This is a genomic window from Mucilaginibacter sp. MD40 (genome assembly GCF_002288635.1).
Classification (GTDB): domain Bacteria; phylum Bacteroidota; class Bacteroidia; order Sphingobacteriales; family Sphingobacteriaceae; genus Mucilaginibacter.
Map to the genome: position 1 here is coordinate 1,962,985 of NZ_NRSW01000001.1, position 23,094 is coordinate 1,986,078.

The 23,094-nt window shown below is 44.5% G+C and carries 22 protein-coding genes and 1 tRNA gene; 8 read left to right on the plus strand and 15 right to left on the minus strand.

All coding sequences use genetic code 11. The features are described 5' to 3' along the window. Nucleotides 1-88: 88 nt before the first annotated feature. Both CKK33_RS08880 and CKK33_RS08885 read right to left on the minus strand, forming a co-directional pair. Nucleotides 89-628: an adenylate kinase gene (locus tag CKK33_RS08880; RefSeq protein WP_095703766.1), complete on the minus strand. Its 540-nt coding sequence runs from the start codon at nt 626-628 to the stop codon at nt 89-91. Nucleotides 629-684: 56 nt separating this feature from the next. Then, on the minus strand, nt 685-2,601 hold the full coding sequence (locus tag CKK33_RS08885; RefSeq protein WP_095703767.1) for an ABC-F family ATP-binding cassette domain-containing protein: 1,917 nt from the start codon (nt 2,599-2,601) through the stop codon (nt 685-687). A 161-nt stretch (nt 2,602-2,762) separates the two neighbouring features. Here CKK33_RS08885 and CKK33_RS08890 point away from each other — a divergent pair, with 161 nt between their 5' ends. Continuing rightward, nucleotides 2,763-3,803, plus strand: a complete 1,041-nt coding sequence (locus CKK33_RS08890) for a quinone-dependent dihydroorotate dehydrogenase (protein WP_095703768.1) — start codon at nt 2,763-2,765, stop codon at nt 3,801-3,803. After that, on the plus strand, nt 3,803-4,153 hold the full coding sequence (locus CKK33_RS08895) for a hypothetical protein (RefSeq protein WP_095703769.1): 351 nt from the start codon (nt 3,803-3,805) through the stop codon (nt 4,151-4,153). The genes CKK33_RS08890 and CKK33_RS08895 overlap by 1 nt, the downstream gene beginning before the upstream one ends. A 66-nt stretch (nt 4,154-4,219) precedes the next feature. On the opposite strand, the gene CKK33_RS08900 is transcribed toward CKK33_RS08895, so the two are convergent. From CKK33_RS08900 to CKK33_RS08910, 3 genes are all read right to left on the minus strand, one after another. Further along, on the minus strand, nt 4,220-4,396 hold the full coding sequence (locus tag CKK33_RS08900) for a spore protein (protein ID WP_095703770.1): 177 nt from the start codon (nt 4,394-4,396) through the stop codon (nt 4,220-4,222). A 29-nt stretch (nt 4,397-4,425) separates the two neighbouring features. Continuing rightward, nucleotides 4,426-4,496, minus strand: a tRNA-Cys gene (locus tag CKK33_RS08905). A gap of 46 nt (nt 4,497-4,542) precedes the next feature. After that, the gene (locus CKK33_RS08910; RefSeq protein WP_095703771.1) at nt 4,543-5,292 is read right to left on the minus strand and encodes an RNA methyltransferase; all 750 of its coding nucleotides are present in this window, start codon (nt 5,290-5,292) and stop codon (nt 4,543-4,545) included. Between the two features lie 38 nt (nt 5,293-5,330). Between CKK33_RS08910 and CKK33_RS08915 the strand changes: the two genes are divergently transcribed. Then, entirely contained in the window at nt 5,331-7,637 is a 2,307-nt protein-coding gene (locus tag CKK33_RS08915; protein ID WP_143822935.1) for a BamA/TamA family outer membrane protein, read from the plus strand. 85 nt (nt 7,638-7,722) lie between these two features. Here CKK33_RS08915 and CKK33_RS08920 read toward each other — a convergent pair whose 3' ends face one another. The 4 genes from CKK33_RS08920 to CKK33_RS08935 form a co-directional block, all read right to left on the minus strand. After that, nucleotides 7,723-8,256 carry a hypothetical protein gene (locus CKK33_RS08920; RefSeq protein WP_095703773.1) on the minus strand — a complete coding sequence of 178 codons (534 nt, stop codon included), beginning with the start codon at nt 8,254-8,256 and terminating at the stop codon, nt 7,723-7,725. Nucleotides 8,257-8,308: 52 nt separating this feature from the next. Next, on the minus strand, nt 8,309-8,806 hold the full coding sequence (locus tag CKK33_RS08925) for a TspO/MBR family protein (RefSeq protein WP_095703774.1): 498 nt from the start codon (nt 8,804-8,806) through the stop codon (nt 8,309-8,311). 140 nt (nt 8,807-8,946) lie between these two features. After that, the gene (hppD, locus tag CKK33_RS08930; RefSeq protein ID WP_095705797.1) at nt 8,947-10,071 is read right to left on the minus strand and encodes a 4-hydroxyphenylpyruvate dioxygenase; all 1,125 of its coding nucleotides are present in this window, start codon (nt 10,069-10,071) and stop codon (nt 8,947-8,949) included. A 104-nt stretch (nt 10,072-10,175) separates the two neighbouring features. Next, the gene (locus tag CKK33_RS08935) at nt 10,176-11,333 is read right to left on the minus strand and encodes a homogentisate 1,2-dioxygenase (protein WP_095703775.1); all 1,158 of its coding nucleotides are present in this window, start codon (nt 11,331-11,333) and stop codon (nt 10,176-10,178) included. Between the two features lie 480 nt (nt 11,334-11,813). Between CKK33_RS08935 and CKK33_RS08945 the strand changes: the two genes are divergently transcribed. From CKK33_RS08945 to CKK33_RS08955, 3 genes are all read left to right on the plus strand, one after another. Next, nucleotides 11,814-12,809 (plus strand): fumarylacetoacetate hydrolase family protein, encoded by a 996-nt coding sequence (locus CKK33_RS08945; RefSeq protein ID WP_095703777.1) that lies wholly within the window; start codon nt 11,814-11,816, stop codon nt 12,807-12,809. Nucleotides 12,810-12,933: 124 nt separating this feature from the next. Beyond that, nucleotides 12,934-13,827, plus strand: a complete 894-nt coding sequence (locus CKK33_RS08950; protein WP_095703778.1) for a flavin reductase family protein — start codon at nt 12,934-12,936, stop codon at nt 13,825-13,827. A 73-nt stretch (nt 13,828-13,900) separates the two neighbouring features. Then, entirely contained in the window at nt 13,901-14,626 is a 726-nt protein-coding gene (locus tag CKK33_RS08955; protein WP_095703779.1) for a DUF3891 family protein, read from the plus strand. Nucleotides 14,627-14,688: 62 nt separating this feature from the next. Here the strand turns inward: CKK33_RS08955 and CKK33_RS08960 are convergent, their stop codons facing one another. The 6 genes from CKK33_RS08960 to CKK33_RS08985 all read right to left on the minus strand — a co-directional run bounded on the left by CKK33_RS08960 (nt 14,689) and on the right by CKK33_RS08985 (nt 20,005). After that, a complete protein-coding gene (locus CKK33_RS08960; RefSeq protein WP_095703780.1) occupies nt 14,689-15,435 on the minus strand; it encodes a LytTR family DNA-binding domain-containing protein in 747 nt (248 codons plus the stop codon). Then, nucleotides 15,432-16,466: a sensor histidine kinase gene (locus CKK33_RS08965; protein ID WP_233138178.1), complete on the minus strand. Its 1,035-nt coding sequence runs from the start codon at nt 16,464-16,466 to the stop codon at nt 15,432-15,434. The genes CKK33_RS08960 and CKK33_RS08965 overlap by 4 nt, the downstream gene beginning before the upstream one ends. Nucleotides 16,467-16,495: 29 nt before the next feature. Beyond that, nucleotides 16,496-16,831 (minus strand): DUF4288 domain-containing protein, encoded by a 336-nt coding sequence (locus CKK33_RS08970; RefSeq protein ID WP_095703781.1) that lies wholly within the window; start codon nt 16,829-16,831, stop codon nt 16,496-16,498. Nucleotides 16,832-16,935: 104 nt separating this feature from the next. Then, nucleotides 16,936-17,775 (minus strand): LiaF domain-containing protein, encoded by an 840-nt coding sequence (locus CKK33_RS08975; protein WP_095703782.1) that lies wholly within the window; start codon nt 17,773-17,775, stop codon nt 16,936-16,938. 183 nt (nt 17,776-17,958) lie between these two features. Continuing rightward, entirely contained in the window at nt 17,959-19,017 is a 1,059-nt protein-coding gene (locus tag CKK33_RS08980; protein ID WP_095703783.1) for an agmatine/peptidylarginine deiminase, read from the minus strand. Between the two features lie 118 nt (nt 19,018-19,135). Next, nucleotides 19,136-20,005, minus strand: a complete 870-nt coding sequence (locus CKK33_RS08985; protein WP_095703784.1) for a carbon-nitrogen hydrolase — start codon at nt 20,003-20,005, stop codon at nt 19,136-19,138. A gap of 210 nt (nt 20,006-20,215) precedes the next feature. Here CKK33_RS08985 and CKK33_RS08990 point away from each other — a divergent pair, with 210 nt between their 5' ends. After that, entirely contained in the window at nt 20,216-21,187 is a 972-nt protein-coding gene (locus CKK33_RS08990) for a lysylphosphatidylglycerol synthase transmembrane domain-containing protein (RefSeq protein WP_095703785.1), read from the plus strand. 102 nt (nt 21,188-21,289) lie between these two features. Then, complete coding sequence (locus CKK33_RS08995; RefSeq protein WP_095705799.1) at nt 21,290-23,065, plus strand: aromatic amino acid hydroxylase; 1,776 nt, start codon at nt 21,290-21,292, stop codon at nt 23,063-23,065. The last annotated feature ends 29 nt before the right edge of the window (nt 23,066-23,094 follow it).

Below are 23,094 nucleotides of genomic sequence, written 5' to 3' on the forward strand. Positions count from 1 at the left end.
GGAGGAACGACGTGGCAATCTTAAAGGACAAGACCACAATACTTATAAGATTGCTACGCTATCGCTCGCAATAACATGCTTTTTTAAATTACAGGCTTTCCATCGCCTCCAACACGCTGTTTATCCGTTCCCCAACTGTAGTGTCGCCTTCTATCTTAAGAACCGGACATTGGAAGCGCTCCAGCCATTGCAGGTGTACGTTTAAATTGCGGCCGTTGGTGGTGTTATCGTCATAGCCCTTGGCCCAGTCCCTGAAATCTTTGTAAAGCTGCACCCTTACCGGGTCGGTAAAAATGTGGTCGCCATAGCGTTCTACTTCACGGGCATCCAGGCGTTGCATGCGTATCTCATGTGGTATCAAAAGAAATACTACCAGGTCAAATTTCGTAAGCCAGCTATCGTCCCAGCTTACCAATGAGCCGCCAACAATGACATTATCTGCTGCCTCAAAATCGGCAAGCAGCATGGCCTTTCGCTCCACGGGATCGCGTTTTTGGGTATACGGTACGGCCGATGGTAGCCAAAAATAGTCGTCGGTATCAAAATAGGGCCAGTCCAAGTGCTGTGCCAACGCCTTTCCCAATGTAGTTGAGCCCGCGCATGAAGCCCCCATGATATGTATTTTCATGAATGTATGATAACAAAACAGGCGGTTGTGAGTGCAACCGCCTGTTTAAATATAGGTTAACCTTCCAGTTCCATTATCTGTTCGGCGAGGGCTTCCCAGCGGGCCTGCTGCTCACGCATTTCCAGCTTTTTAAGCTGGTAAGTATCGGTAAGTTTCTGGAGCTTATCTGCCTGGTTGTAAAGGCTGGTATCAGCCAGCTGGGCTTCCAGGTTTTTTACCTCTTTTTCCAATGAACCTACCAACTCTTCTAATTTAGTAAGGTCCTGGTTCATCTTTTTTAATTGTTGGGCTTTGTTATCAGCGGGTTGTTTAACCGGATCGGGCTTTTTCTCTTCCTTTTTAGGCTGAGGTGCAGGCGCGGCTTTTGGTTCCAGCTTACGTTTGGCATACCATTCATCATACTCCTGGTAAGTGCCGGGGTATTGTTTGATCTTTTGGTCTTCAATAAACCAAATTTTGTTGGCCACATTATCCAGGAAGTACCTGTCGTGCGATACTACTATCACCGTACCCTCGTATTGCTGTAATGCCTGTATCAGTATGTTCACAGAAGCCATATCCAGGTGGTTGGTAGGCTCATCCAGTACCAGGAAGTTGGCATCGGCGGTAAGCGCTTTAGCTAATGCCACACGCGATTTTTCACCACCCGATAGTACCTTTATCTTTTTAAACACATCATCGCCGGTAAACAGGAAAGAGCCTAATATCGAGCGCAGCTCCGTATCGGTATGTTTTGGCGCGAAAGATTGCAATTCCTGTAAGATCTGGTTTTCCAGGTGCAGGCTTTCCAGTTGGTGCTGTGCAAAAAAGGTTTGTGTAACATTGTGGCCGGTTTGCGCGGTGCCTTCAAAGTCTTTATCGGCCCCTGCAACAATGCGTAACAGGGTTGATTTACCTTTACCGTTGGCACCTATCAGCGCTATCTTATCTCCTTTCTCTATTACCGCTTCGGCATCTTCCAAAATATCAATGCCCGGATATTTTTTGGTAATATGTTCTAAAGTTACCACATGCCTGCCGGATTGCTTGCTGAATTTGAAGCTGAAGTTCACCTCAGGGTTATCATCATCCACATCTTCAACACGCTCCATTTTATCCAGCATTTTGATACGCGATTGCGCCATTTTCGCTTTAGAGGCCTTAGCGCGGAAACGTTCTATCAGGCGCTCTTCCTGGCGTATTTTAGCCTGCTGATTTTTAAACTCACCACGTTGTATCTCTGAGCGAAGCTCTTTTTCTTCGAGGTAAAAGCTGTAGTTACCTGCGTAAACGGTAAGCTTACCCTTGCGCGACTCCACCGTGCGGTTGATCACTTTATCCAGGAACCACCTATCGTGCGATACAATGATGATAGCGCCTTCAAAAGATTTTAAATAGTCTTCCAGCCATTGAATAGAGGGTAAGTCCAAGTGGTTGGTGGGCTCATCTAGTAACAAAATATCCGGTGCCTGTAAAAGTATCTTAGCCAGCATTACCCTCATGCGCCAACCACCCGAGAACGTGCTTAGTTTGCGCTGGCAATCGGCCTCGCTAAAACCTAAACCGGCTAATATCTCGTGGGCTTTATATTCAATGTTATAACCATCAAGCAGTTCAAACTCGTGCTGTTTGTCGCTTAGTTTGTTTAATAGGTCTTCGCTGTAATCGGTTTCCAGCTTTTTCAGCAGGTTTTCTATCTCGTCATGCAGTTGGTTCTGGCGCTCAAAGGCTTCCATTGCCACATGCACAATGTTTTTATCAGACGAGTAGGATAGCAGGTCCTGGTTAAGATAGCCCATGGTAAGGTCCTTAGCCATTGATATCGTGCCCGATGTTGGCTTATAATCACCAACTATTAGCTTTAGTAATGTGGTTTTACCGGTACCGTTAGCGCCGATAAGGCCGATTTTTTCACCGGGTTTTATATGCCAGTTAGCTTCATCATACAGCGCGCGCGCACCAATCTCAAACGTAAGGTTATTTATAGCTATCATTTCGGGCGCAAAGATACGGTTTTGGGGTAAGAGCTGAAAGGATAAGTAGTTAATAACGAATTACGAACCCCGAATAATGAATCATGAAATATCAGGCACATACTTCATCATTCGACGTTGGAAATTTCGTGTTCGCTATTCAAATTAATTAACTTCGCGGCATGTATCAACTCATCAAGCCGCTACTATTCAAGTTCGATCCTGAAAAAGTGCATTATTTTGTTACCCGAAATTTAAAGCGGTTTAACCGGTTTCCAGGTGGCGCGGCATTAAGCCGATGGGTATGGGGAATAGATAATAAGCGGCTTGAGCGCGAGGTTTTTGGCTTGAGGTTTAAAAACCCGGTAGGCTTAGCGGCAGGTTTTGATAAAAATGCCGAGATGATAGCCGAAATGGGTAACCTCGGGTTTGGTTTTGTAGAAGTGGGCACCGTTACGCCTTTGCCGCAGCCCGGTAATCCTAAGCCACGTATGTTTCGCCTGCCGGCAGATAGCGCGCTCATAAACCGTATGGGTTTTAATAACCTGGGCGTTGATGTTGCCGCTGAACGTATAGCCGCTTACCGGCGTTCGGTAAAGCCTGGTCAGCAAGCGCTGATTATTGGCGGAAACATTGGCAAAAATAAGGTAACCCCTAACGAGGATGCCGTAAGCGATTACATTAAATGTTTCGACAGGTTGTTTGATGTGGTTGACTACTTTGTGGTAAATGTAAGTTCGCCCAATACACCCGGCCTGCGCGAGTTGCAGGAGAAAGGACCCCTGATGCATATCCTGAACACCCTGCAGCAGTGCAATAGTAAAAATGGTATCAGTCGCCCTATACTGCTTAAGATCGCGCCTGACCTAACCCATTCGCAGCTGGATGATATAGCCGATATCGTTAAACAAACCGGTATCGCGGGTATTATTGCTACCAATACTACCGTTGACAGGGAAGGCTTAACCTCTCCGCACAAAAATGAAATGGGTGGGCTAAGCGGCAAACCGGTGGCTAAAAAATCTACCGAAGTGATACGTTATTTGTATGAGGTATCTAAAGGTGCGTTTCCGATAATTGGTGTGGGCGGTATTCATTCTGCTGAAGATGCCATAGAGAAGTTAAACGCCGGAGCATCGTTGGTGCAGCTTTACACAGGCTTTATTTATGAAGGGCCCGGGTTGATAGGAAGGATTAATAAGGAAATATTGAAAAGGAAATAATGAGTGTAGAAGAATCGTTAAAAAAAGTTTGTAAGGCTTTAAAGATAGAGTTTGACCCAGGCGATACGCAAGACTGGGGGATTGTAAATTCTGACCCAACCAGGGTAGCCGAATTTATTAACTATTATAAAAGCGCCGATTTAGATGATGACGCCAGGTTTCATGTATTTGAACTGGTGGTTGCGTCATACAACGACGCTATTTTAGGCAGGCTTAACAAAGGCCAGGTAAGAACTGATTTCGCAGAACTGGTAAAGGAATCGTACAACGTGCCAAATCTTAAGGCTGTGCGCGATTACTGGAAAGAGATATACAATAAAGAGAATTTCCCAGTAGGGCGGTTGTTGTAAAAATATTGCAAATACAAAAAGGCGTATCGGTTAACGATACGCCTTTTTAATTTCCTTCAAAAAAGATTAGTTGTTAGCAGCAGCTTTAGCTAAAACCTCGTTGTTTTTTTCAATCTGGTTGCCTTTTTTCTGCGCAGAACGGCTGCCTAATTCAATGTTGGTAGCCAGTTTTAAAAACTGAACTTCTAAACGAGAAGTGGTTTTATTTCTTCTATCTTTTCTTTTTAAACGAGTAACACCCATGACTTTAGTTTTTAATATTTTAATACCTGAGGTCGGAAGCGGATTCGAACCGCTGTAGGAGGTTTTGCAGACCTCTGCCTAGCCACTCGGCCATCCGACCATTTTTAAGGACTGCAAAAATAGTAATTATTTATTGTTAATCAATTTTATTTGTAGGTTTTTGCAACAAGTTGTGAACAGCATACCGCCGCAGCTACTGCCACGTTTAATGATTCGGCCTTGCCAACGCGTGGTATGGTTACCGCTTTGGTAATTAATGCCTGTATATCAGGGCGTATACCATTGCCCTCGTTCCCTAAAACTAATAATCCCTCGTGGCCCAATTGGGTGGTATAAATATTTTCTCCGTTAAGCAGGGTACCTAACACAGGTATTTTAAGTGCTTTAATAAATTCTATCAGGTTAGCATAGCGTACGTTTACCCGTGCTAATGAGCCCATGGTAGCTTGCACCACCTTGGGGTTGTAAACGTCAACCGTATCTTCCGAACAAATAATATCTGTAAAGCCAAACCAGTCGGCCGTGCGGATAATGGTGCCCATGTTACCCGGGTCCTGTACACCATCAAGCACCAGGCTAAATTTGTTTTTTAAACGCTGGTGGTCAACATCGGTTTGTTGTGGTATATTTATAGTGGCAAGCGCATCAGCAGGGGTCTTTAACGCACTTATTTTTTGTAGTTCGGTTAAAGTTATGTCCTGATAGTTTATTTTTTGCGATAAATTAAGCAATTTTGGGGTTGCGTCAGGCGTATGGTATATGGTGTTAACGTGGTATCCGGAATCTGCAAATTCAATTATTGACTTATATCCCTCCACTATAAATAAACCATGTTCTCTGCGAAACTTTTTATGTTGTAACGAGTTAAGTAAACTGATTTGAGATTTTGAAAGCATATACCCCTTTAACTTTACGTACTGCAATATTAAGTATTTTGGCCCTGATAATTGCTTCGGGTTGCAGCGTTACGCGCGGTATCCGTAAAGACCAGGCCATAGTTCGTAAGGTGGTAATAAAAGGGGTTGACAAAGAATTCTCCGAAATGGCCCTTAATTATGTAGATAAAGAGGTTCAGCCCAACAACTGGCTTAACCTGCAAATCTACTATACCTTTAGTAAAAAAGGAAAGCGCAGTATTGGGGAGGCACCGGCCATACTGGATAGCAACCTGGTTGACTTTTCTCGCGACCAGATACAAAAATTTCTTGTTAATAAGGGTTACCTTAAAGCTAAGGTGACCGATTCCATCGGTATAAAAAACCGTAAGGCTACCCTGTATTTTACTGCCCAGCAAGGTCCTCTATTCCACATCCGGAATTTTAGGGATAGCATTTACGACCCCAAAGTACGCCAGATATACCGCAAGACCCGCGACCTGTACACACACGTAAAGCCAGGCAGCCGCTTTGATACCGATAGCCTGGCTTATGACCGCGACCAGTTTTACCAGGAGATGAAACGGAACGGTTATTTTGATTTTTACCGCCAGTACATTACCTATACCCCCGATTCTAACTGGAACAAAAGTGTGGTTGACCTGGTGATGATTATCGATAACCCACCCGGTAAATCGGCCCACCCGGTATATACCATCAATAATACGCTTATTACCATTGCCCGCAGCAACGGACGTACCCCCGGAAAGGCTGATACCTTACAGGTTGATTCGCAATTCAGGTTTGTTGATTTTTCGGGACGCTTTAAACCGCGCACGGTAACAGATTATATTTTCCAGAAAAAGGGGGAGATATATGACATTGACAAGCAGACGATGACCACCTCACGCCTGTCGGAACTGAATGTTTTCAGGAACGTGCCTAACCCCACTTACGAAAAGCTGGCCGACAGTACTAACCGCCTTAACAGTAAAATTGATATAGTACCGCTTAAGCGTATGAGCGACCGCGTGGAGGCTGAGTTTTTGTTTAACGGAGGCCGCTACGGTTATAACCTCGGCAATACCTTTACTAACCGCAACATGTTTAAACAAGCCGCGGCATTGCAGCTAAAGCTTAACTGGAGTATATTGTTTGATAACGGCTTTGCAGGTACCAAAGGCATACAAAACCAGGACTTCCGTGTAGGTGCGAGCCTGATATATCCACGTATCATATTGCCTTTCGACTTTCCTAACCTGGCTAAGTTTGGGGTGCCGCATACCACTTTCGCGTCTAACTTTCAGTTGTTTTATCAGAAAGGGCTGGTGGAGCGGCGCAGTTTCATCAATTCGGTTACATATGATTTTTTTGAAACTTTCAGGAAACAGCACTCCATTACACCTATCAGTATAGAGTTCTCTAACGGCACCATTGATCCTATTGCAAAGAACGAATTGCTTAGCCAGAACCGTTATTCGTACGTATACCTTATCGGGCGCACCACTTTTACATCCGGAAGCCAGTATACCTTTCAGTACAATGCCAACGAGTTAAATTCTTATAAGAACTTTATATATTTCAGGGGTAACCTGGATGTAGGCGGCAATTTTCTGGCCCTTGTAAGTAAGCTTACCAACTCTCCTAAAGATACACTCGGTCACCGTACACTTTTTGGATATACGTTTGCCCAGTACGTTAAAACCGAATTTGATTACCGCTGGTACCGTAGCCTGGGTGGCGAAAGGCAGTTTATCTTTCGTATCAATCCGGGTATTGGTATACCCTACGGCAATAGCGACCAACTGATATTTGAAAAGAATTTTTACGCGGGTGGCGCCAATGATATGCGTGCATGGTTACCACGTACATTGGGCCCCGGTAATTTTAACCGTGCTAGTTATGGGGTAGGCGGCGCGGCCGATACCACCCGTGCAAGGTTAAAATATCTGGACCAGTTTGGCGAAGTTAAAATTGTGGCCAATGCCGAGTACCGCTATAAAATAGCCGATAACTTTTTTGGTTCTAAGCTAAAGGGGGCGTTTTTTGTTGACGCGGGTAACGTTTGGCGCTTACATAAGCAGGCTGATAACCCTAACGGCGAGTTTAGTTTTGGTAACCTATGGCAGTCCACCGCAATTGGCATCGGTACAGGTTTACGGTTCGACCTTAGCTTTTTTATTTTCAGGCTTGATGCAGCGTTCAAGTTTAAAGATCCGCAGTTCACAGGATCTGATCAATGGGTATTCTTAAAGCACATGAATGAACTTTTTGGAGGAGGTCCTTTCAAAACCAAATACCAGCAAACCAACGGCGATAATTACGGCTTTATGCAGCTTAACTTTGGTATAGGCCTTCCGTTCTAATGTTTGGTTATTGGGGATTTGCGATCAAAGATTAGTAAAAAAGCAAACAACATTCCCGCAGATTATTCCATCTAAAATCTAAAATCTAAAACGCTCCTTTTAACCCGTCTATAATACTCTGAAAAAACGTAGGGATGCTTAGTCCATTACTATGGTTAAAGTACAGGAAAATACAGAATGCGATTATGGCGATAATGATGAGCCTTTTAAATAAGTAGCCAATAAGGATAAGTACAATGGGGATAGCCAGCAGTAAGATCCAACTAATTTTTACAGGCGAGAGCTTGCTATCGTGCCGGTAAATATAATAGAGTACGGAGTGTGTCCCTTCGTCGTTCTGATGACGGGCGTAAACAAAGCTCGATTTTTCTATTTTATGCCTGTAAAAAGCTGTGCCTTTATCAAATGTTAAGGTTTCGGTGAACCCATTTATGGTAAATGAAAAAATGCCGTTAACTTTTTCCTGTATGGTGCCGGCCGTGTCAACCGCTACAAAGGCTATCTCGTCTGTAGCAAAAGGGTTTTCTTTAACCACGAAATGGTCAATAGCTACTTTATCCGCATAGCAGAAGCTGCTGGCTGAGATAATTAACAAACAGATCAATAACAGTTTTTTCATACTTGCGTTAACATGAATAGTGGCAGACTAACGCAATAAAAATAAAGTTTTTCTATTTGTTAAATACAAAAATACTCAGGTTTAATAGCGTAGCGAATGATGCCCATAATAAATAGGGTACAAGTAAATATGCCGCCGTTTTACTGTAGCGATGGAACCAGCTGATGTTGAATATAATAAGTACCAGCAGACCTATGATGATCAATAAAGCGCCAAATATCTGGTGCATGCCAAAAAAAACTATCGACCATGCAAAATTAAAAGCCAGTTGCAGGCAGTATATCACCACAGCGGTTTTATAAGCTTGGCTGTTATCGCGTTTTACCCAAACCAGGTAGGCCGAAATGGCGATAAGAATATAGAGGATAGTCCACGCGACCGGGAAGGCCCAATTTGGTGGGACAAATATGGGTTTTTTTAAGGTTGCATACCAGCCTTCAATTTCAGGCCGTGTAAACACAGATGCCACAAAACCTATCCCAAGGGTTATACCCAGGCTGATAATGAATGGGACAAGCTGAAATCTTTTTGCTGATGCTGCTGTACTCATTGCATTGATAACAATAGTGTTTATAATTAGTTACAGCTAAGTTAATAGATAAAGCTCTTTATTACAACTACAGCGATTAAGCAAAAACAAAGGCTGGTTTTTGTAACCAGCCTTTGTTTTAATTTGCATATGATTTACTGTTACAGATTGCCGCGTGCTTCCTGTTCACGTTCGATAGCCTCGAACAGTGCCTTGAAGTTACCCGCACCGAAAGATTTGGCGCCTTTTCGCTGGATGATCTCAAAGAACAGCGTTGGCCTGTCCTCAACCGGTTTAGTGAATATCTGTAGCAGATAACCTTCATCGTCGCGATCTACCAGTATACCTAATTTTTTGAGCGGCTCAAGATCTTCATCTATATGGCCAACGCGGTCTATCAGGTCGTCGTAATAAGTGGTAGGCACGGTTAAAAATTCTACGCCACGGCTTTGCAGGTCTGTAATGGTTTTAACAATATCATGCGTAGCCAATGCCAAATGCTGTACGCCTTCGCCTTCGTAAAACTCCAGGTATTCTTCTATCTGGCTTTTCTTTTTACCTTCGGCCGGCTCGTTTATCGGGAATTTAACGTACCCATTACCGTTGCTCATTACCTTACTCATTAATGCAGAGTATTCGGTAGAGATCATCTTGTCATCAAACGTAAGGATGTTACGGAAGCCCATAACGTCTTCGTAAAAGTTTACCCACTGGTTCATTTTATGCCAGCCAACGTTGCCTACGCAATGGTCAACATACAATAAGCCGGTCTCGGTAGGGTGGTAGCTGGTTTTTAGTTCAACATAACCGGGTAGAAACGCGCCCTGGTAATTTTTCCGCTCAATGAACAGGTGAACGGTTTCGCCATACAGTTTGATGCCGCTGGTACGTACTTCACCAAATTCATCTTTTATGGTTTGCGGCTGCAAATAAGCTTCGGCACCACGGCTGGTTGTTTGCTCAAAAGCATCATAAGCATCATCCACCCAAAGGGCAAGGGCTTTCACACCGTCGCCATGCTTTTTAATGTGCTCGCTGATGGGATGGTCTGAATGCAGGGGCGTGGTCAGCATGATACGAATTTTACCCTGTTGCAGTACGTAGGAAGCGCGATCGCGCACACCGGTTTCCGGGCCTGCGTATGCCAGGTCCTGAAAGCCGAATGCTGTTTTATAGTAATGCGCAGCCTGCTTAGCGTTGCCCACATAAAACTCAACGTAATCGGTGCCATTAAGGGGCAAAAAATCAGTTGAGGTTGTTTTTTTATCTATTGTTAGTGTTTCCATTTTGTTTTTTATGTTTAAAGGTTTCAAGGTTGGAAAGTTATAATGTTGCCTGGCATCGGTCATAGGGTAACCTTTAACGTTATAACATTTCAACCTTCCAACAACTAAGAGATCCAGCTTTTATAATAATCTCCGTCTTCGATATTTACGGCATCTTCGGTAAGCATCAGTGGACGGAAAGGGTCTATCATCACCGCAAGTTCCTCGGTAGCTTCTTTGCCTATTGATTTTTCAACCGAGCCCGGTGCCGGGCCGTGTGGTATACCGCCGGGGTGCAGCGTAATTTGGCCTTTTACCACGTGTTTGCGACTCATAAAGTCGCCATCTACGTAATAAAGCACTTCGTCACTATCTACATTGCTGTGGTTGTAAGGAGCAGGGATAGACAGTGGGTGATAGTCAAACTTGCGCGGTACAAATGAGCAGACCACAAAATTGTGCCCCTCAAATGTTTGGTGTACTGGTGGTGGTTGGTGTACGCGGCCGGTTATCGGCTCAAAATCGTGAATAGAAAATGCCCAGGGGTAATGGAAGCCATCCCATCCCACAAAATCGAAAGGATGTGTGCCGTAAATGTATGGATAGATAAGGCCTTGTTTTTTGATCAGTATCTTAAAATCGCCTTTTTGGTCATGCGTTTCCAGGTCGGTAGGCCGCTTAATGTCGCGTTCGCAGTAAGGGGCGTGTTCCATTAACTGTCCATACTGGTTGCGGTAGCGTTTTGGCGTACGGATAGGGCTAAAACTTTCTACAATGAACAGGCGGTTCTGCTCGCTGTCAAACTCCATTTGGTAAATGGTACCGCGGGGTATTACCAGGTAATCGCCATGTTCGAATTTCAGTTTGCCGAAGCCCGTTTTCAGCGTTCCGGTACCCTCATGAATAAATATTACTTCGTCCGCCTGGCTGTTCTTGTAAAAATAATCTGTCATACTTTTGCGCGGGGCAGCAAGAGATATGTGCAGATCGCTGTTCACCAGCACCGGTTTACGGCTTTGCAGGTAATCATCTTCCGGTTTGATGTTAAAACCGATGAGGCTGGTATGTTTAAGGTGTTTCTCGCGGGCAATTTTAGGTTCAACAGAGTAAGGTTCGCCCAACTCTTTAACAATTGTGGGCGGGTAAGTATGGTATACTAGCGAGTACAAACTGGAAAAACCCTCCGTTGAAACCAGTTCTTCGGCGTATAAACTGCCGTCGGGTTTACGGAATTGGGTATGCCGCTTATGCGGGATGCTCCCTAAGGTATGGTAAATTGGCATAATTGGTTAGTTTAAATGTTGGAATGGTGAAAGGTTGTAAAGTTGAAAAACTTTACCCTAACAAATTAATAATCAAACATTTGAAATTAGAGATGGTTTTTTTAGAAAAGCCGGAACAACATTCCAACCTTTCGACTTTAAAACCTTACAACAGCGGCGTTAGAACTGCGCCAAGACAATTTTGGCAAGCACAGCATCCCTGAACATGGCCGACCTGCTCATTGAGGTGAGGCCAAGGGAAAAGTAGAATTGTTTACTGATGCTCATCATAAGATAAACGAAATTAAGTGGAATTTATTTAATATGCAAGCATAATAATAGTGATTGGTGATTGGTTGATCAGCGATTGGGTTATAATTGCGCACAGACCCGATACCTCGCGTCTTGGGGTTAAAATGAAACAAATTAAATGGTCAAGTACCGCACCTCTACAAGCAAAATCCCTACTTTTGAGTTCTTTTATAAACCAATTACCGCCTTATGAAATTAGTATCCTATAAAACCGAAGACAGAGAGCACCTTGGCGTTTACGTAAACGGACATATTTACAACCTTAACTCGTGCGATAAGCTGATACCCGATAACATGAACGAATTTTTGTGGGGTGGCGAAGAGTTAATGGAACATGCTAAACGCGTTAACGAAGATATCAAAAGCGGTAAGATTGAGGCTAAGGAAGAACTTTTTTATGAGTTGATGGCACCTGTGCCACATCCCACATCGTGCCGCGACGGATATGCATTCAGGCAGCACGTTGCCGCCGCGCGCCGTAACCGCAAGGTAGAAATGATACCCGAGTTTGACCAGTATCCCATCTTCTATTTTACTAACCACAACGCCATACAGGGCCCTGGTGAAATAGAGTGTATGCCCGATCATTTCGAAAAACTTGACTTTGAGCTGGAAGTTGCCGTAGTGCTTAATAAGAAAGGACGCAACATTACCGCGGCTGAGGCTGACAGTTATATAGCAGGCTACATGATCATGAACGATATGAGCGCGCGCACCCTGCAAATGGAAGAGATGCTGCTGAACCTTGGCCCGGCAAAGGGAAAGGATTTTTCTACCGTGATAGGCCCATGGCTGGTAACACCCGATGAGTTGGAACAATACAAAGTGCCTGCTAAAGAGGGGCACGTTGGCGCTAATTACAACCTGGAAATGAAATGCCACGTAAACGGCAAGCAGGTAAGCCTGGGTAATATGGGGGATATGGACTGGACCTTTGCAGAGATCATTGAAAGATGTGCCTATGGTTGCGATGTTCTACCAGGCGATGTTATCGGTTCGGGCACGGTAGGTACAGGATGCTTTCTTGAGCTAAATGGTACCGGCTTGTTAAACGATGCCAATTACCAAACCCAATGGCTGCAGCCAAATGACCTTGTTGAAATGGAAATAACCGGCTTAGGGGTTTTAGGTAATATAATCAAGAAAGCTGATAGCGAGTTTTCTATTTTGAAGTTGAAGAAGTAAAAAACATCACCGTGCCATTGCGAGGGCGTAGCAACGTGGCAATCTCATAAGCAGATCTATAAGGCCTGTTTGCTAAGATTGCCACGCCATCGCTCGCAATGACATGGTTTGACTATAAAATACCATGCTCACCCTTCAAACAAAAGACCTTACTCCGTTACAGATCCAAAGCTACCTTAACCATGCGGTGGCGCCGAGGCCTATTTGCCTGGCATCAACTATTGATAAGGATGGTAATGTAAATCTTAGTCCGTTCAGTTTCTTTAATTTGTTTAGCGTTAACCCGCCTATTTGTGTTTTCTCGGCGTCGCGCAGGGTAAGAGACAATACTACTAAACATACGCTGGAGAATATCAAAGAAGTGCCGGAATGCGTCATCAACATCGTTAGTTACGATATGGTGCAGCAGGTATCGCTCTCGAGTGTTGAATACCCTGCGGGAGTAAATGAGTTTATTAAAGCAGGGTTAACGGAGCAACCATCCGAACTGGTAAAGCCGCCCCGTGTTGCCGAATCTCCCGTACAATTGGAGTGTGTTATCAAAGATATTATTGCCTTAGGCGATGGCCCCGGCGCGGGAAACCTCATTATAGCCGAAGTGAAGGTTATCCACATCCAGAATGAAATATTAAATGATGCGGGTACCAGCATCGACCAAACTAAAACCGACCTAGTGGCCCGCCTGGGTGCCGATTGGTATTGCCGTGTTAATGCAGGTAATCTGTTTGAAGTAGCAAAGCCTGTGCGCACTATCGGCATAGGGGTAGATAGTATACCATCAGCCATAAGAAACTCAACCGTGTTAACAGGTAATAACCTTGGCCAGTTAGGTAATGTTGAGGCTTTGCCTGACGATGAGGCGATAGGAGAATATACCCAACGCGAGGAGATCAAGCAAATATTTGATGCTACCATTGGCGATAACCGCACCCGCGAGCTGCAATTACACCTGCACGCCAAACAACTACTTGAGCAGGGCCGCGTTACAGAGGCCTGGATGGCGCTGCTGGCAGAATAGTGTATTTATACTGTACCCGAATAACAGGTGGGTTTGAATTAAACATTTTCCTTTTTTGATCATTATATTTTTAATGATCGTCAACTACACAGAAAAAGGCTGGGAAATTATAACACAACGGGCGCACGGGCTGCTTGCCGCGCAAGTGGCTATGCATTGGCGTATTAAAGGCCGGCCCGAACGGTGGGCAGAAACCCTTATTGCGATTGCCGATCATGATGATGCCCAAACCGAGTTGGAAGCAGAGGACCTGCTCACCGAACAAGGAGGACCTGTTAACTTTGCCATGAAAAAGTTTGAGCTTGAGCATTGCCGTCGTTTGCATCATTTTTCATTATCTAAAAGCAAGTTCATCGCTTTGCTCACCTCTGTCCACATGGAGTTTTTGCACACTGCAGAAGCAAAAGATAACCCGCAGGTAAAGGCTTTTATAAAAGAGCAGAGGCATTTACAAAAGCAATGGTCTACAGAGTTAAAACTCACTGAAGCAGAAGTGCGGAAAGCTTATGGCATAATGGAATGGTGCGACGCGTTTTCTTTGCTGCTTGCACAGCATGAGGTGCAGCCGGAGAAAAGGGTTATTGAAGTAAGCCAGGGGCCTGATGATACCCAATACAAGCTTATGCGTAAAGAAAGCGGTAAACTTACTGTAACGCCCTGGCCATTCGAGGATGATCAATTCAGCCTGACCCTGGAAAGCAGGTTAATTCCACAGCTTAAGTTCAACAACTGTGATCAGTTTAAACAGGCCTTTGAAAAAGCAATTGTAACAGAGAAATTATGGCAAATGGAAAAGTAGTTATTCCCATCAAACCGTCCTATGGAATAACTTTCCAGTATGTGGTGAGCGAGCCCGGCACCTTAAATTCCCAGCACCTGTTTTAATTTCACATAGCCGGTTTTACTCACCGGTATTTTAGCGCCTGATTTCAGAATGGCTAAATGGCTGTCTTTCTCGTACGGGTCTAACCGGGTTATCTGCGAAATAGCTACGATGTAAGAGCGGTGCACACGTACAAACTGACCCGGATCAAGCGTTTTCTCGAAGAAGGCCATCGTTTTATTTTTCAGGAAGGCGCCTTCGGCGGTTACTACGCTCACATAATCGTCATCAGCTTGCAGATATTCAACATCCTGCACGGCAATAATTTTCACCTTAGTACCGGTTTTAACCACAATGCGCTCATTTTGCGCGGGTGATTGCGCGGCGGCTTCCAATAAGGTTTCAGTATTTTTTGTGATGACGGCAGCCGGGCTTATGGCCAGGTATTTTTCAATGGCTTTATTAAAACGCTCTTTGCTAAATGGCTTTAAAAGGTAATCAACGGCGTGGGCTTCAAAAGCTTTTATGGCGTATTCGTCAAAAGCGGTGGCAAATATTACCGCGGGGGGGCTATCAACCAGTTCCAGCATCTCAAAGCCGTTTATTTTAGGCATCTGCACATCCAGGAACACCAGGTCGGGTTGTAGCTGTTGTATAGCTTTTAAGCCTTCAAAACCATCACCGCATTCTTGTAATACCTCTATCTGGTCTTTAAAATCCTGCAAATATTCCAATACAACCATACGTGCCAGCGGCTCGTCGTCAATAATCAAAGCGCGTTTCATAACTGCGGTACTTTTATAATGGTTGTAAATATATTATCATTTGCGTGAGTTTCCATCAGGTCGTTACGTGCAAATATCAAATAAAGCCTGCGCTGTACACCGCTCAAACCAAAACCGGTGCCTTTGCGTGGGCGCGAAGTTTTGGGGTCGTACGGGTTTTGTATCATAATTACCAGGTACTGGTCTTCTACCTCGGCACGTACGCTGATGGTAACCGCATCGGTTGTATCATATAAACCAAATTTAATGGCGTTCTCTACCAGCGGCTGTAATAAAAGCGAGGGCAGCATGGCTTCGCCGCAGGCTTTATCACAACTTATTTCTGTTTGCAAACGGTGGCCAAAACGTACTTTTTCAATCTCCAGGTATAAATTCAAATGTGCCAGCTCATCATTTAACGGCACTAACAACTGCTCGTCTTTTTTGAGCGTACCACGCAAAAAATCTGATAACTGGTGGATCATTTTGCGGGCCAGCTCAGGCTTAAAGCCTATCAACGCGTTAATTGAGTTTAAACTGTTAAATAGAAAGTGTGGCTGCAGTTGCTGGCGCAGGTTATAAAGCTCTGCGTCACGAGCCAGCTTTTCGGCCTCGGTTTTACGCTGTTCGGTGCGCTTATGGTCAAGCTGGGTATACCAGAGCGCGCTGATCATGGCCATCCAGCCCAACGCCAGGAAAGTGGTAAAAAAGCGTATTTCTAATGATTGCTGCAGGAAGTTAAAATATACCTGCCCCAGGTTAAACAACGGCAATATATAACGGCAGCCGGCAACACAGGCAATAGCCAATGCCGCGCACCATATAAACAGGTAAAAATAGCTCTCTTTATCGGGCTGGTAATAGCGCAGGTTATTGTTGATGAGCCAACAGGCAATAGCCAATAAAACAGCGCTTAAAACGGCATCAATTACCGATGTAAGCCACACAAAGCCAAAGCTATGGATAATATAGCCCTGCAATGCGGCCCATACTACGCCACAAATAGCAAATGCGGTAAATAATTTGGAGGTTGATAATTGTGACGCAGCCACAGCCTTTTTATTGATTAATGAGTTTAAGTTTAGTTTCTTACGCCCAATAGCGCGCTCTTATGGTGTGCCCATTTAATGTACAGGTCAGGATCGGGGGCTTCATGTATGTTGTAATAAAGCTCGGTGCCATCAGTAAGGCCGTTAAGCATATTAAGTTCGGCCACATCAATAAACTGCCATCTTACGGTTTGTTTCTGCACGTTCAGGAAACTATCCTGGCTCGCGTAACCTATGGCGCTGGCCTTTTCAAAAGCCTGTTGCTCGGTTTCGGCGTTAATAAGCCTTAGTTGCTCATCAAACTGAGCGCTATGGTCGCCATTACCGCTTATTACCCTGAAAACCAGTTTTGCTACATACCAGTTCATGTCAATTGTAGTTTATTAGTTTATAAAACTCTTTTAAGCTCATCCCTAAGGGACATTTTTAAGAGCCTGTCCCCTAATAGGTATTAAGGGATAGGCTCTTTATATTAATAGCTCCTTATATCCACACCCGCGAATAAAGAAACGCCTTTAAGGATCAGTATTTTATCCGGGCTGTTGGGTTGTGCCGTTTTAATACGCTTATCATCCACCCCGGCAAATATGGAGGCCATATCAGACACCACATGCCAGTTGGCCGGTACAATCAGTTTGGTGCCGCCAAATACCTGGGTAATATCAATGATCACCTGTCCGTTAATATCGGCCCGGGTAAAATCAATCTCGGTACCGCCAAATATGTTGGTAAGGTCGCCGCCCCTAAAGTTTTTAGATACAATGGTGCGGTTAACACCACCAAATATGGCTGTAGCGTCTAAAAAATCATCACGTGAAGGTGGCGGAGGCATGCTGCCAGCAGGTTGTACGGGAGGCACATCAGCAGTAGCACCGCTTTCAGCATCAGCATTAACTGTGCTGCTAAAGTCGGTCAATGGCTTTTCTTCGGTAACATCTGCACGGTATTTTTTATCCCAGTAGTTGTTGTCAAAGTTCGGCACATTTTTGTGGCTCTTTTTTGACATGATCCAAAAGCCAAGCGCGATGATAGCCGCTGGCCAAATAAAGCCATCGGCATTATGGATGTTGGCGGTTATCATGAAGATAACACCCAGGCCGATAAGGATAATACCTGATGATTTTTGAAAATGATTACGTGAACCGATCACTAAGCCCCAGAATACTAACCATAATGGCCACAGTTCTACAGAATCGGGAATGAAAAGTATACCTAACTGTCTTAACAAAAGGTACACACCTACAATAAGCAGGATGGCTCCAAGCATCACTTTGCTTTTTGAGCGGTCGGGGGTATTTATATTGTTGTACATGGTGGATCTTGATTTAAAAGTTAACCAAATCTAAACTAACGTTAGAGATTAGCAAACTTAATATGGGCAACATCATTAAAGATGTCGGTAAAAGCGGATGAATTGTCGGTGAAAAATTTGCGGAACCATATGGAACAAAAAAGGGGAATGCTTATCATTCCCCTTAGCTATAATTTGAAAGCGCTAAACACTTGGTTCCTGCTGGCTCAAACAATGGAAACTCCCCAAGCCCCAGATAATATCTGTTGAATCGATACCAACTACTTTTCTGTCCGGGAAGCAGCTTTGAATGATGTCGAGCGCTCTATCATCGTTCTTCGAACGGAAGGTTGGCACTACTACCGATCTATTGGCAATGTAGAAGTTAGCATAAGATGCAGGTAAACGCTGATCTTCGTAAATAACCGGATCAGGCATTGGCAGCTCAACAATATTCAATTGCTTGCCGTTAAGCAAACGCATGGTTTTAAGCGTTTGCAGGTTCTCCTGCAGGATAGGGTAGTTCTCATCGTTCTTGTTTTCTTCAATAACGGTAAGTACGGTATCAGTATTTACAAAACGGGTAATATCATCAATATGGCCGTCGGTATCGTCACCTATAATGCCGTCGCCAAGCCAAAGTACCTGCTCAACGCCATAATATTTTTGCAGGTAACCCTCAATTTCTTGCTGGTTTAAGTGCGGGTTGCGGTTCTCATTCAGTAAACATGCGTTGGTGGTTAACACCGTGCCCGCGCCGTTAAAATCAACAGAGCCACCTTCCATCACAATGCCGGGGTGGTAAACCGGCAGGTTAAAGCGCTGCGCTATTTTGGTCGGGATCACATCATCCAGATCATAAGGAGGGTATTTATCGCCCCAAGCGTTATAACCCCAATCGACGATCACTTTTTTCTTTTCCTCGTAATTTACCAAAAACGCCGGGCCATGATCGCGGCACCAGGCATCGTTGGTAGGGAAGTGGTAGAATTCAACCTTGCTTAGGTCGGCACCAACAGCTTGCAGTTGCTGTTTGGCAAAAGCTTCCATCTGTGCATCGGCTACGTTAATGCGAACGATCTGCCCTTCAGAAACCACCTTGATGAACTCGCAGTATTTAGGGTATATCAAGTCGATCTTGCCCGGCCACGAAGCCTCCTTATGCGGCCAGCTAAGCCACATAGCAGTTTGCGGTGCCCATTCGGCAGGGAAGTGGAAGCCTTTTAAGTCGGAAAAGTTCATGGTTGATAGTTCATTGTTCATAGCAGAGCAATATAAAACATGTCATTGCGAGGAGCGTAGCGACGTGGCAATCTCGTCGCGTTCGATATGTCGGCGATAAGATTGCCACGCTGCCGCTCGCAATGACATGATAAAGAATTTAGTCATTGTCCAAAAGCCTCTTCGTAATCGGTTGATAAGAATCAATCCTTCTATCGCGTAGGAACGGCCAGTGGCTGCGGTAATAGTCTGATTTGTTGAGGTCAAGTTCTTTCACGATCACTTCTTCCTCATCAACCGTAGTTTGATGCAAAAGCTCGCCAAACGGATCGGCAAAGAAAGAACCACCCCAAAATTTAACACCTGCTTCTTCGCCAACACGATTAACGCTTACTACGTGTACGCCGTTGGCAACTGCGTGGCTGCGCTGTATGGTTTGCCATGCGTTGTATTGTTTGATATTGGTAGCTTCGTCTTGCGTGGTTGCCCAGCCTATAGCAGTGGGGTAAAACAATATCTCGGCACCCATCAACGACGTAATGCGGGCAGCCTCCGGGTACCACTGATCCCAGCAGATCAATACGCCTATAGTCGCAAATTTAGTTTTGAAAACTTTGTAACCCAGGTCGCCCGGGGTAAAGTAAAATTTCTCGTAAAAACCCGGATCATCGGGGATGTGCATTTTACGGTATTTGCCCAGGTATGCGCCATCGGCATCTAAAACGGCGGTAGTGTTATGGTAAACACCCTGCGCGCGTTTCTCAAACAATGAGGCGATGATCACCACACCTAATTCAGCCGCAACGACAGACAAAGCATCTGTTGATGGGCCGGGAATAGCCTCGGCCAATGCAAAGTTGTCGTAATCCTCAACATCGCAAAAATAAAGCGACGTAAACAGCTCCTGTAAACAAACTATCTGGGCACCCTTGGCCGCAGCCTCGCGCACTTTAACAATAGCTTTATCCAGGTTTTCCTGTTTGTTTGCGGTGCAGCTCATCTGCACAATACCTACTTGTACCTTACCCATAGCATTTATGAAATTTGCCGCAAAAATACGGTTTTTTAAAGACTGGAGATTAGTTAATTAGAGATTAGTTGATTAGTACCACTCATCTTATTGTAAAGTTTGTTGGGTGGTTTAGTACAGGTTAATGCTATATTAATTAATCGCCAATCACAAATCTCTAATAACTAATAACAAATCAACTAATCACTAATTTACTACCTTTGCACCCGCATGAAAGACTTAGCGCAAACAGAGGAAGACGAAGCACAGGAACTGGTTGCCCCCAAAACATGGAAGCAACGGTTATGGAGCATTACCAAAGTGTTGCTTAAATTCATTGTAACGGGCGTTCTGTTATACTTTGTATTCAGGAAGGTACCGTTAGAGAAAGTGAAGTACCGCTTGCTGCATGCCAATTACTGGTGGATGCTGGCCGCTTTGATAAGCTTTTTCGCGTCGATGGTGATTTCTTCATGGCGGTTATCCAGCTTCTTTAAATCCATTAAGTTGAAGCTCGACCCGAGGTTTAACTTTCGCCTGTATCTTTTAGGATTGTTCTACAATTTCCTGTTACCGGGCGGTATAGGTGGCGATGGTTATAAAATATACCTGCTTCATAAAAACTATAAACTACCGGCCAAAAAGGTATTTTGGGCAATTATGTTCGACAGGCTCAGCGGCCTTTGGGCCATCGGCCTCATCATTATCGCGTTGATATTTCTGATCCCGCAGATCGATATCCATATCGGCATCCCACTTAGCATCTTTGTTGTAGCATCAGCCATATATTACTTTATAGCGTACAAATTCTTCAGGGAATATACGCGCTATTTTTGGCAGGCGCATTTAAAGGCCATAGGCGTACAAAGCCTGCAGGTAATAGCCATTGTTTTTGTGATGATAGGTCAGGATTTTACCGGTAAGTATTCTCCGTATCTGTTGTCGTTTCTTATCTCGGCCCTGGCTACCATCATCCCTATTAGTATTGGCGGCGCCGGTATCCGCGAAACGGTATTCCTGCAGCTTACTAAAGTGTTTCCAATGGATGAGAGCCTTGCCACTTTTTTGCCGGGAACGTTTTACATCATTTCATTACTTGTAGCGCTATTGGGTGTATACTATGTGATCCGCCCAAGTCGGTTAGAAGATGGCTTGCCGAAAATGGAAGAGCCGCTTGATAGTGAAATAGAAAATTCAAAATAATATTCTTAAATATATTTCCAAAATAGAATTATAATCTGTTTTTTGGCTCTCTGCCAACCTATTGCTTAGTTTTACGTTTTGTTAATAACCAGCAAAACCGAAATGAGCCGATTTAATGATTTTAACAACGCGCAGGTTGCCGCGCTGCCCGCGCATTTAAAGCAATTTATAGTTGATCAGCATTATGAGCATTACACACCGATTGACCATGCCGTGTGGCGATATGTAATGCGGCAGAATTACAGTTACCTTAAAGATGTAGCATATTACCCCTACATACCGGGTTTGCAAAAAGCAGGTTTAACCATAGAAAAGATACCCGACCTGCAGGAAATGAATAATGCCTTAGGCAAAATTGGCTGGGGCGCCGTTACGGTTGATGGTTTTATACCCCCGGCTGCTTTTATGGAATACCAGGCTTACCGCGTGCTGGTTATTGCTGCGGATATTCGTCAGTTAAAACATATTGAATATACCCCCGCGCCGGATATTATACATGAGTCGGCGGGGCACGCGCCTATTATTGCTGATAAAGATTACCATAATTATTTAAGCTACTTTGGCTCGATAGGCGCGAAAGCCATGTTCAGCGCTCAAGATTTTGAATTGTACGAAGCCATAAGAGCATTATCCATCCTCAAAGAAATGCCTGATGCCGATGCCGCGGAAATACAAAAAGCCGAAGAACGGGTAGAGTGGCAGCAAGCCAATATGGGCGAACCGTCTGAAATGGCCCTGTTAAGCCGACTGCACTGGTGGACGGTTGAGTACGGGCTGATAGGCAGTCTGGACGACCCTAAAATCTACGGCGCGGGCTTGTTATCTTCCATAGGGGAGAGCGCCAGCTGCATGCAGGCTCATGTGAAAAAACTACCCTACACCATAGACGCGGTTAATTATCCTTATGATATTACCAAACCGCAGCCGCAGCTTTTTGTAACTCCAGCCTTCCAGAACCTGATTGATGTGCTGGAGCAGTTTGCCGATACCATGTCGTTCCGAAGAGGTGGTGTTTACGGAATGCAAAAAGCTATCGATAGTAAAAATACCTGCACGGCTGTTTATAGTTCAGGATTGCAAGTTTCGGGCACTTTTACGGATATGATAGTTGAGAACGGTTCACCGGCTTTTATAAAAACAACTGGTCCGTCGGCTTTGGCATACAATAACAAGCAGCTAAAGGGGCACGGCAAGGATTACCATAAGGACGGCTTTAGCTCTCCGGTTGGTTCACTTGCAGGCTTCGATAAACCTTTGGAAGACCTAAACGCCGAAGAGTTGGTTTTAGCAGGTATTGAGCAGGGAAAACATACTACGCTTAAATTCAAAAGCGGTATACAGGTATCAGGGAAAATTAAATCCATCCTTACTGATGGTGGTAAAACACAACTGATCACTTTTACCGGCTGCACAGTAACGGATAAGCAGGGTAATGTGTTGTTTGACCCTGCGTGGGGCGAATATGACATGGCTGTAGGAGGTCGTATCGTTTCGGTATTCTGCGGGGCGGCTGATAAGGATGCTTTTCTTGAAATAGCGCAAAAATCAACTGTAGTTACTCACCATCCTCATTATGACCAACGTACGCTGGAGCTCCATCAGCTTTGCCGGCAGGTTCGGGAACGCAGGCATAAAGGCGGCGACTTTGGTTATTTAGGCAATGTGTGGATGATGCTGCAAAAGCACCATCATGACGACTGGTTATGCGCGTTGGAGATACTGGAACTGCTGGATCATAACGACGCGGAACCTAAGCTTGCTGCGGAAATACGTCAGTTTTTGCTTACTAAAGCCGCAACGGAGCCTGAATATAAAAAGCTGATAGAAGACGGGCTTTGCCTGATAGCGCATCCTGTTACCGAGAAATTGGTGGTATAGATAATTTTATAGATTTGTAGTCGCCAATA

Excerpts from the sequence above, each read along its gene's own strand:
- CKK33_RS08880 (WP_095703766.1), bottom strand. The coding sequence starts at position 628 with ATGAAAATACATATCATGGGGGCTTCATGCGCGGGCTCAACTACATTG.
- CKK33_RS08885 (WP_095703767.1), bottom strand. The coding sequence starts at position 2,601 with ATGATAGCTATAAATAACCTTACGTTTGAGATTGGTGCGCGCGCGCTG.
- CKK33_RS08890 (WP_095703768.1), top strand. The coding sequence starts at position 2,763 with ATGTATCAACTCATCAAGCCGCTACTATTCAAGTTCGATCCTGAAAAA.
- CKK33_RS08895 (WP_095703769.1), top strand. The coding sequence starts at position 3,803 with ATGAGTGTAGAAGAATCGTTAAAAAAAGTTTGTAAGGCTTTAAAGATA.
- CKK33_RS08900 (WP_095703770.1), bottom strand. The coding sequence starts at position 4,396 with ATGGGTGTTACTCGTTTAAAAAGAAAAGATAGAAGAAATAAAACCACT.
- CKK33_RS08910 (WP_095703771.1), bottom strand. The coding sequence starts at position 5,292 with ATGCTTTCAAAATCTCAAATCAGTTTACTTAACTCGTTACAACATAAA.
- CKK33_RS08920 (WP_095703773.1), bottom strand. The coding sequence starts at position 8,256 with ATGAAAAAACTGTTATTGATCTGTTTGTTAATTATCTCAGCCAGCAGC.
- CKK33_RS08925 (WP_095703774.1), bottom strand. The coding sequence starts at position 8,806 with ATGAGTACAGCAGCATCAGCAAAAAGATTTCAGCTTGTCCCATTCATT.
- hppD (WP_095705797.1), bottom strand. The coding sequence starts at position 10,071 with ATGGAAACACTAACAATAGATAAAAAAACAACCTCAACTGATTTTTTG.
- CKK33_RS08935 (WP_095703775.1), bottom strand. The coding sequence starts at position 11,333 with ATGCCAATTTACCATACCTTAGGGAGCATCCCGCATAAGCGGCATACC.
- CKK33_RS08945 (WP_095703777.1), top strand. The coding sequence starts at position 11,814 with ATGAAATTAGTATCCTATAAAACCGAAGACAGAGAGCACCTTGGCGTT.
- CKK33_RS08950 (WP_095703778.1), top strand. The coding sequence starts at position 12,934 with ATGCTCACCCTTCAAACAAAAGACCTTACTCCGTTACAGATCCAAAGC.
- CKK33_RS08955 (WP_095703779.1), top strand. The coding sequence starts at position 13,901 with ATGATCGTCAACTACACAGAAAAAGGCTGGGAAATTATAACACAACGG.
- CKK33_RS08960 (WP_095703780.1), bottom strand. The coding sequence starts at position 15,435 with ATGAAACGCGCTTTGATTATTGACGACGAGCCGCTGGCACGTATGGTT.
- CKK33_RS08970 (WP_095703781.1), bottom strand. The coding sequence starts at position 16,831 with ATGAACTGGTATGTAGCAAAACTGGTTTTCAGGGTAATAAGCGGTAAT.
- CKK33_RS08975 (WP_095703782.1), bottom strand. The coding sequence starts at position 17,775 with ATGTACAACAATATAAATACCCCCGACCGCTCAAAAAGCAAAGTGATG.
- CKK33_RS08980 (WP_095703783.1), bottom strand. The coding sequence starts at position 19,017 with ATGAACAATGAACTATCAACCATGAACTTTTCCGACTTAAAAGGCTTC.
- CKK33_RS08985 (WP_095703784.1), bottom strand. The coding sequence starts at position 20,005 with ATGGGTAAGGTACAAGTAGGTATTGTGCAGATGAGCTGCACCGCAAAC.
- CKK33_RS08990 (WP_095703785.1), top strand. The coding sequence starts at position 20,216 with ATGAAAGACTTAGCGCAAACAGAGGAAGACGAAGCACAGGAACTGGTT.
- CKK33_RS08995 (WP_095705799.1), top strand. The coding sequence starts at position 21,290 with ATGAGCCGATTTAATGATTTTAACAACGCGCAGGTTGCCGCGCTGCCC.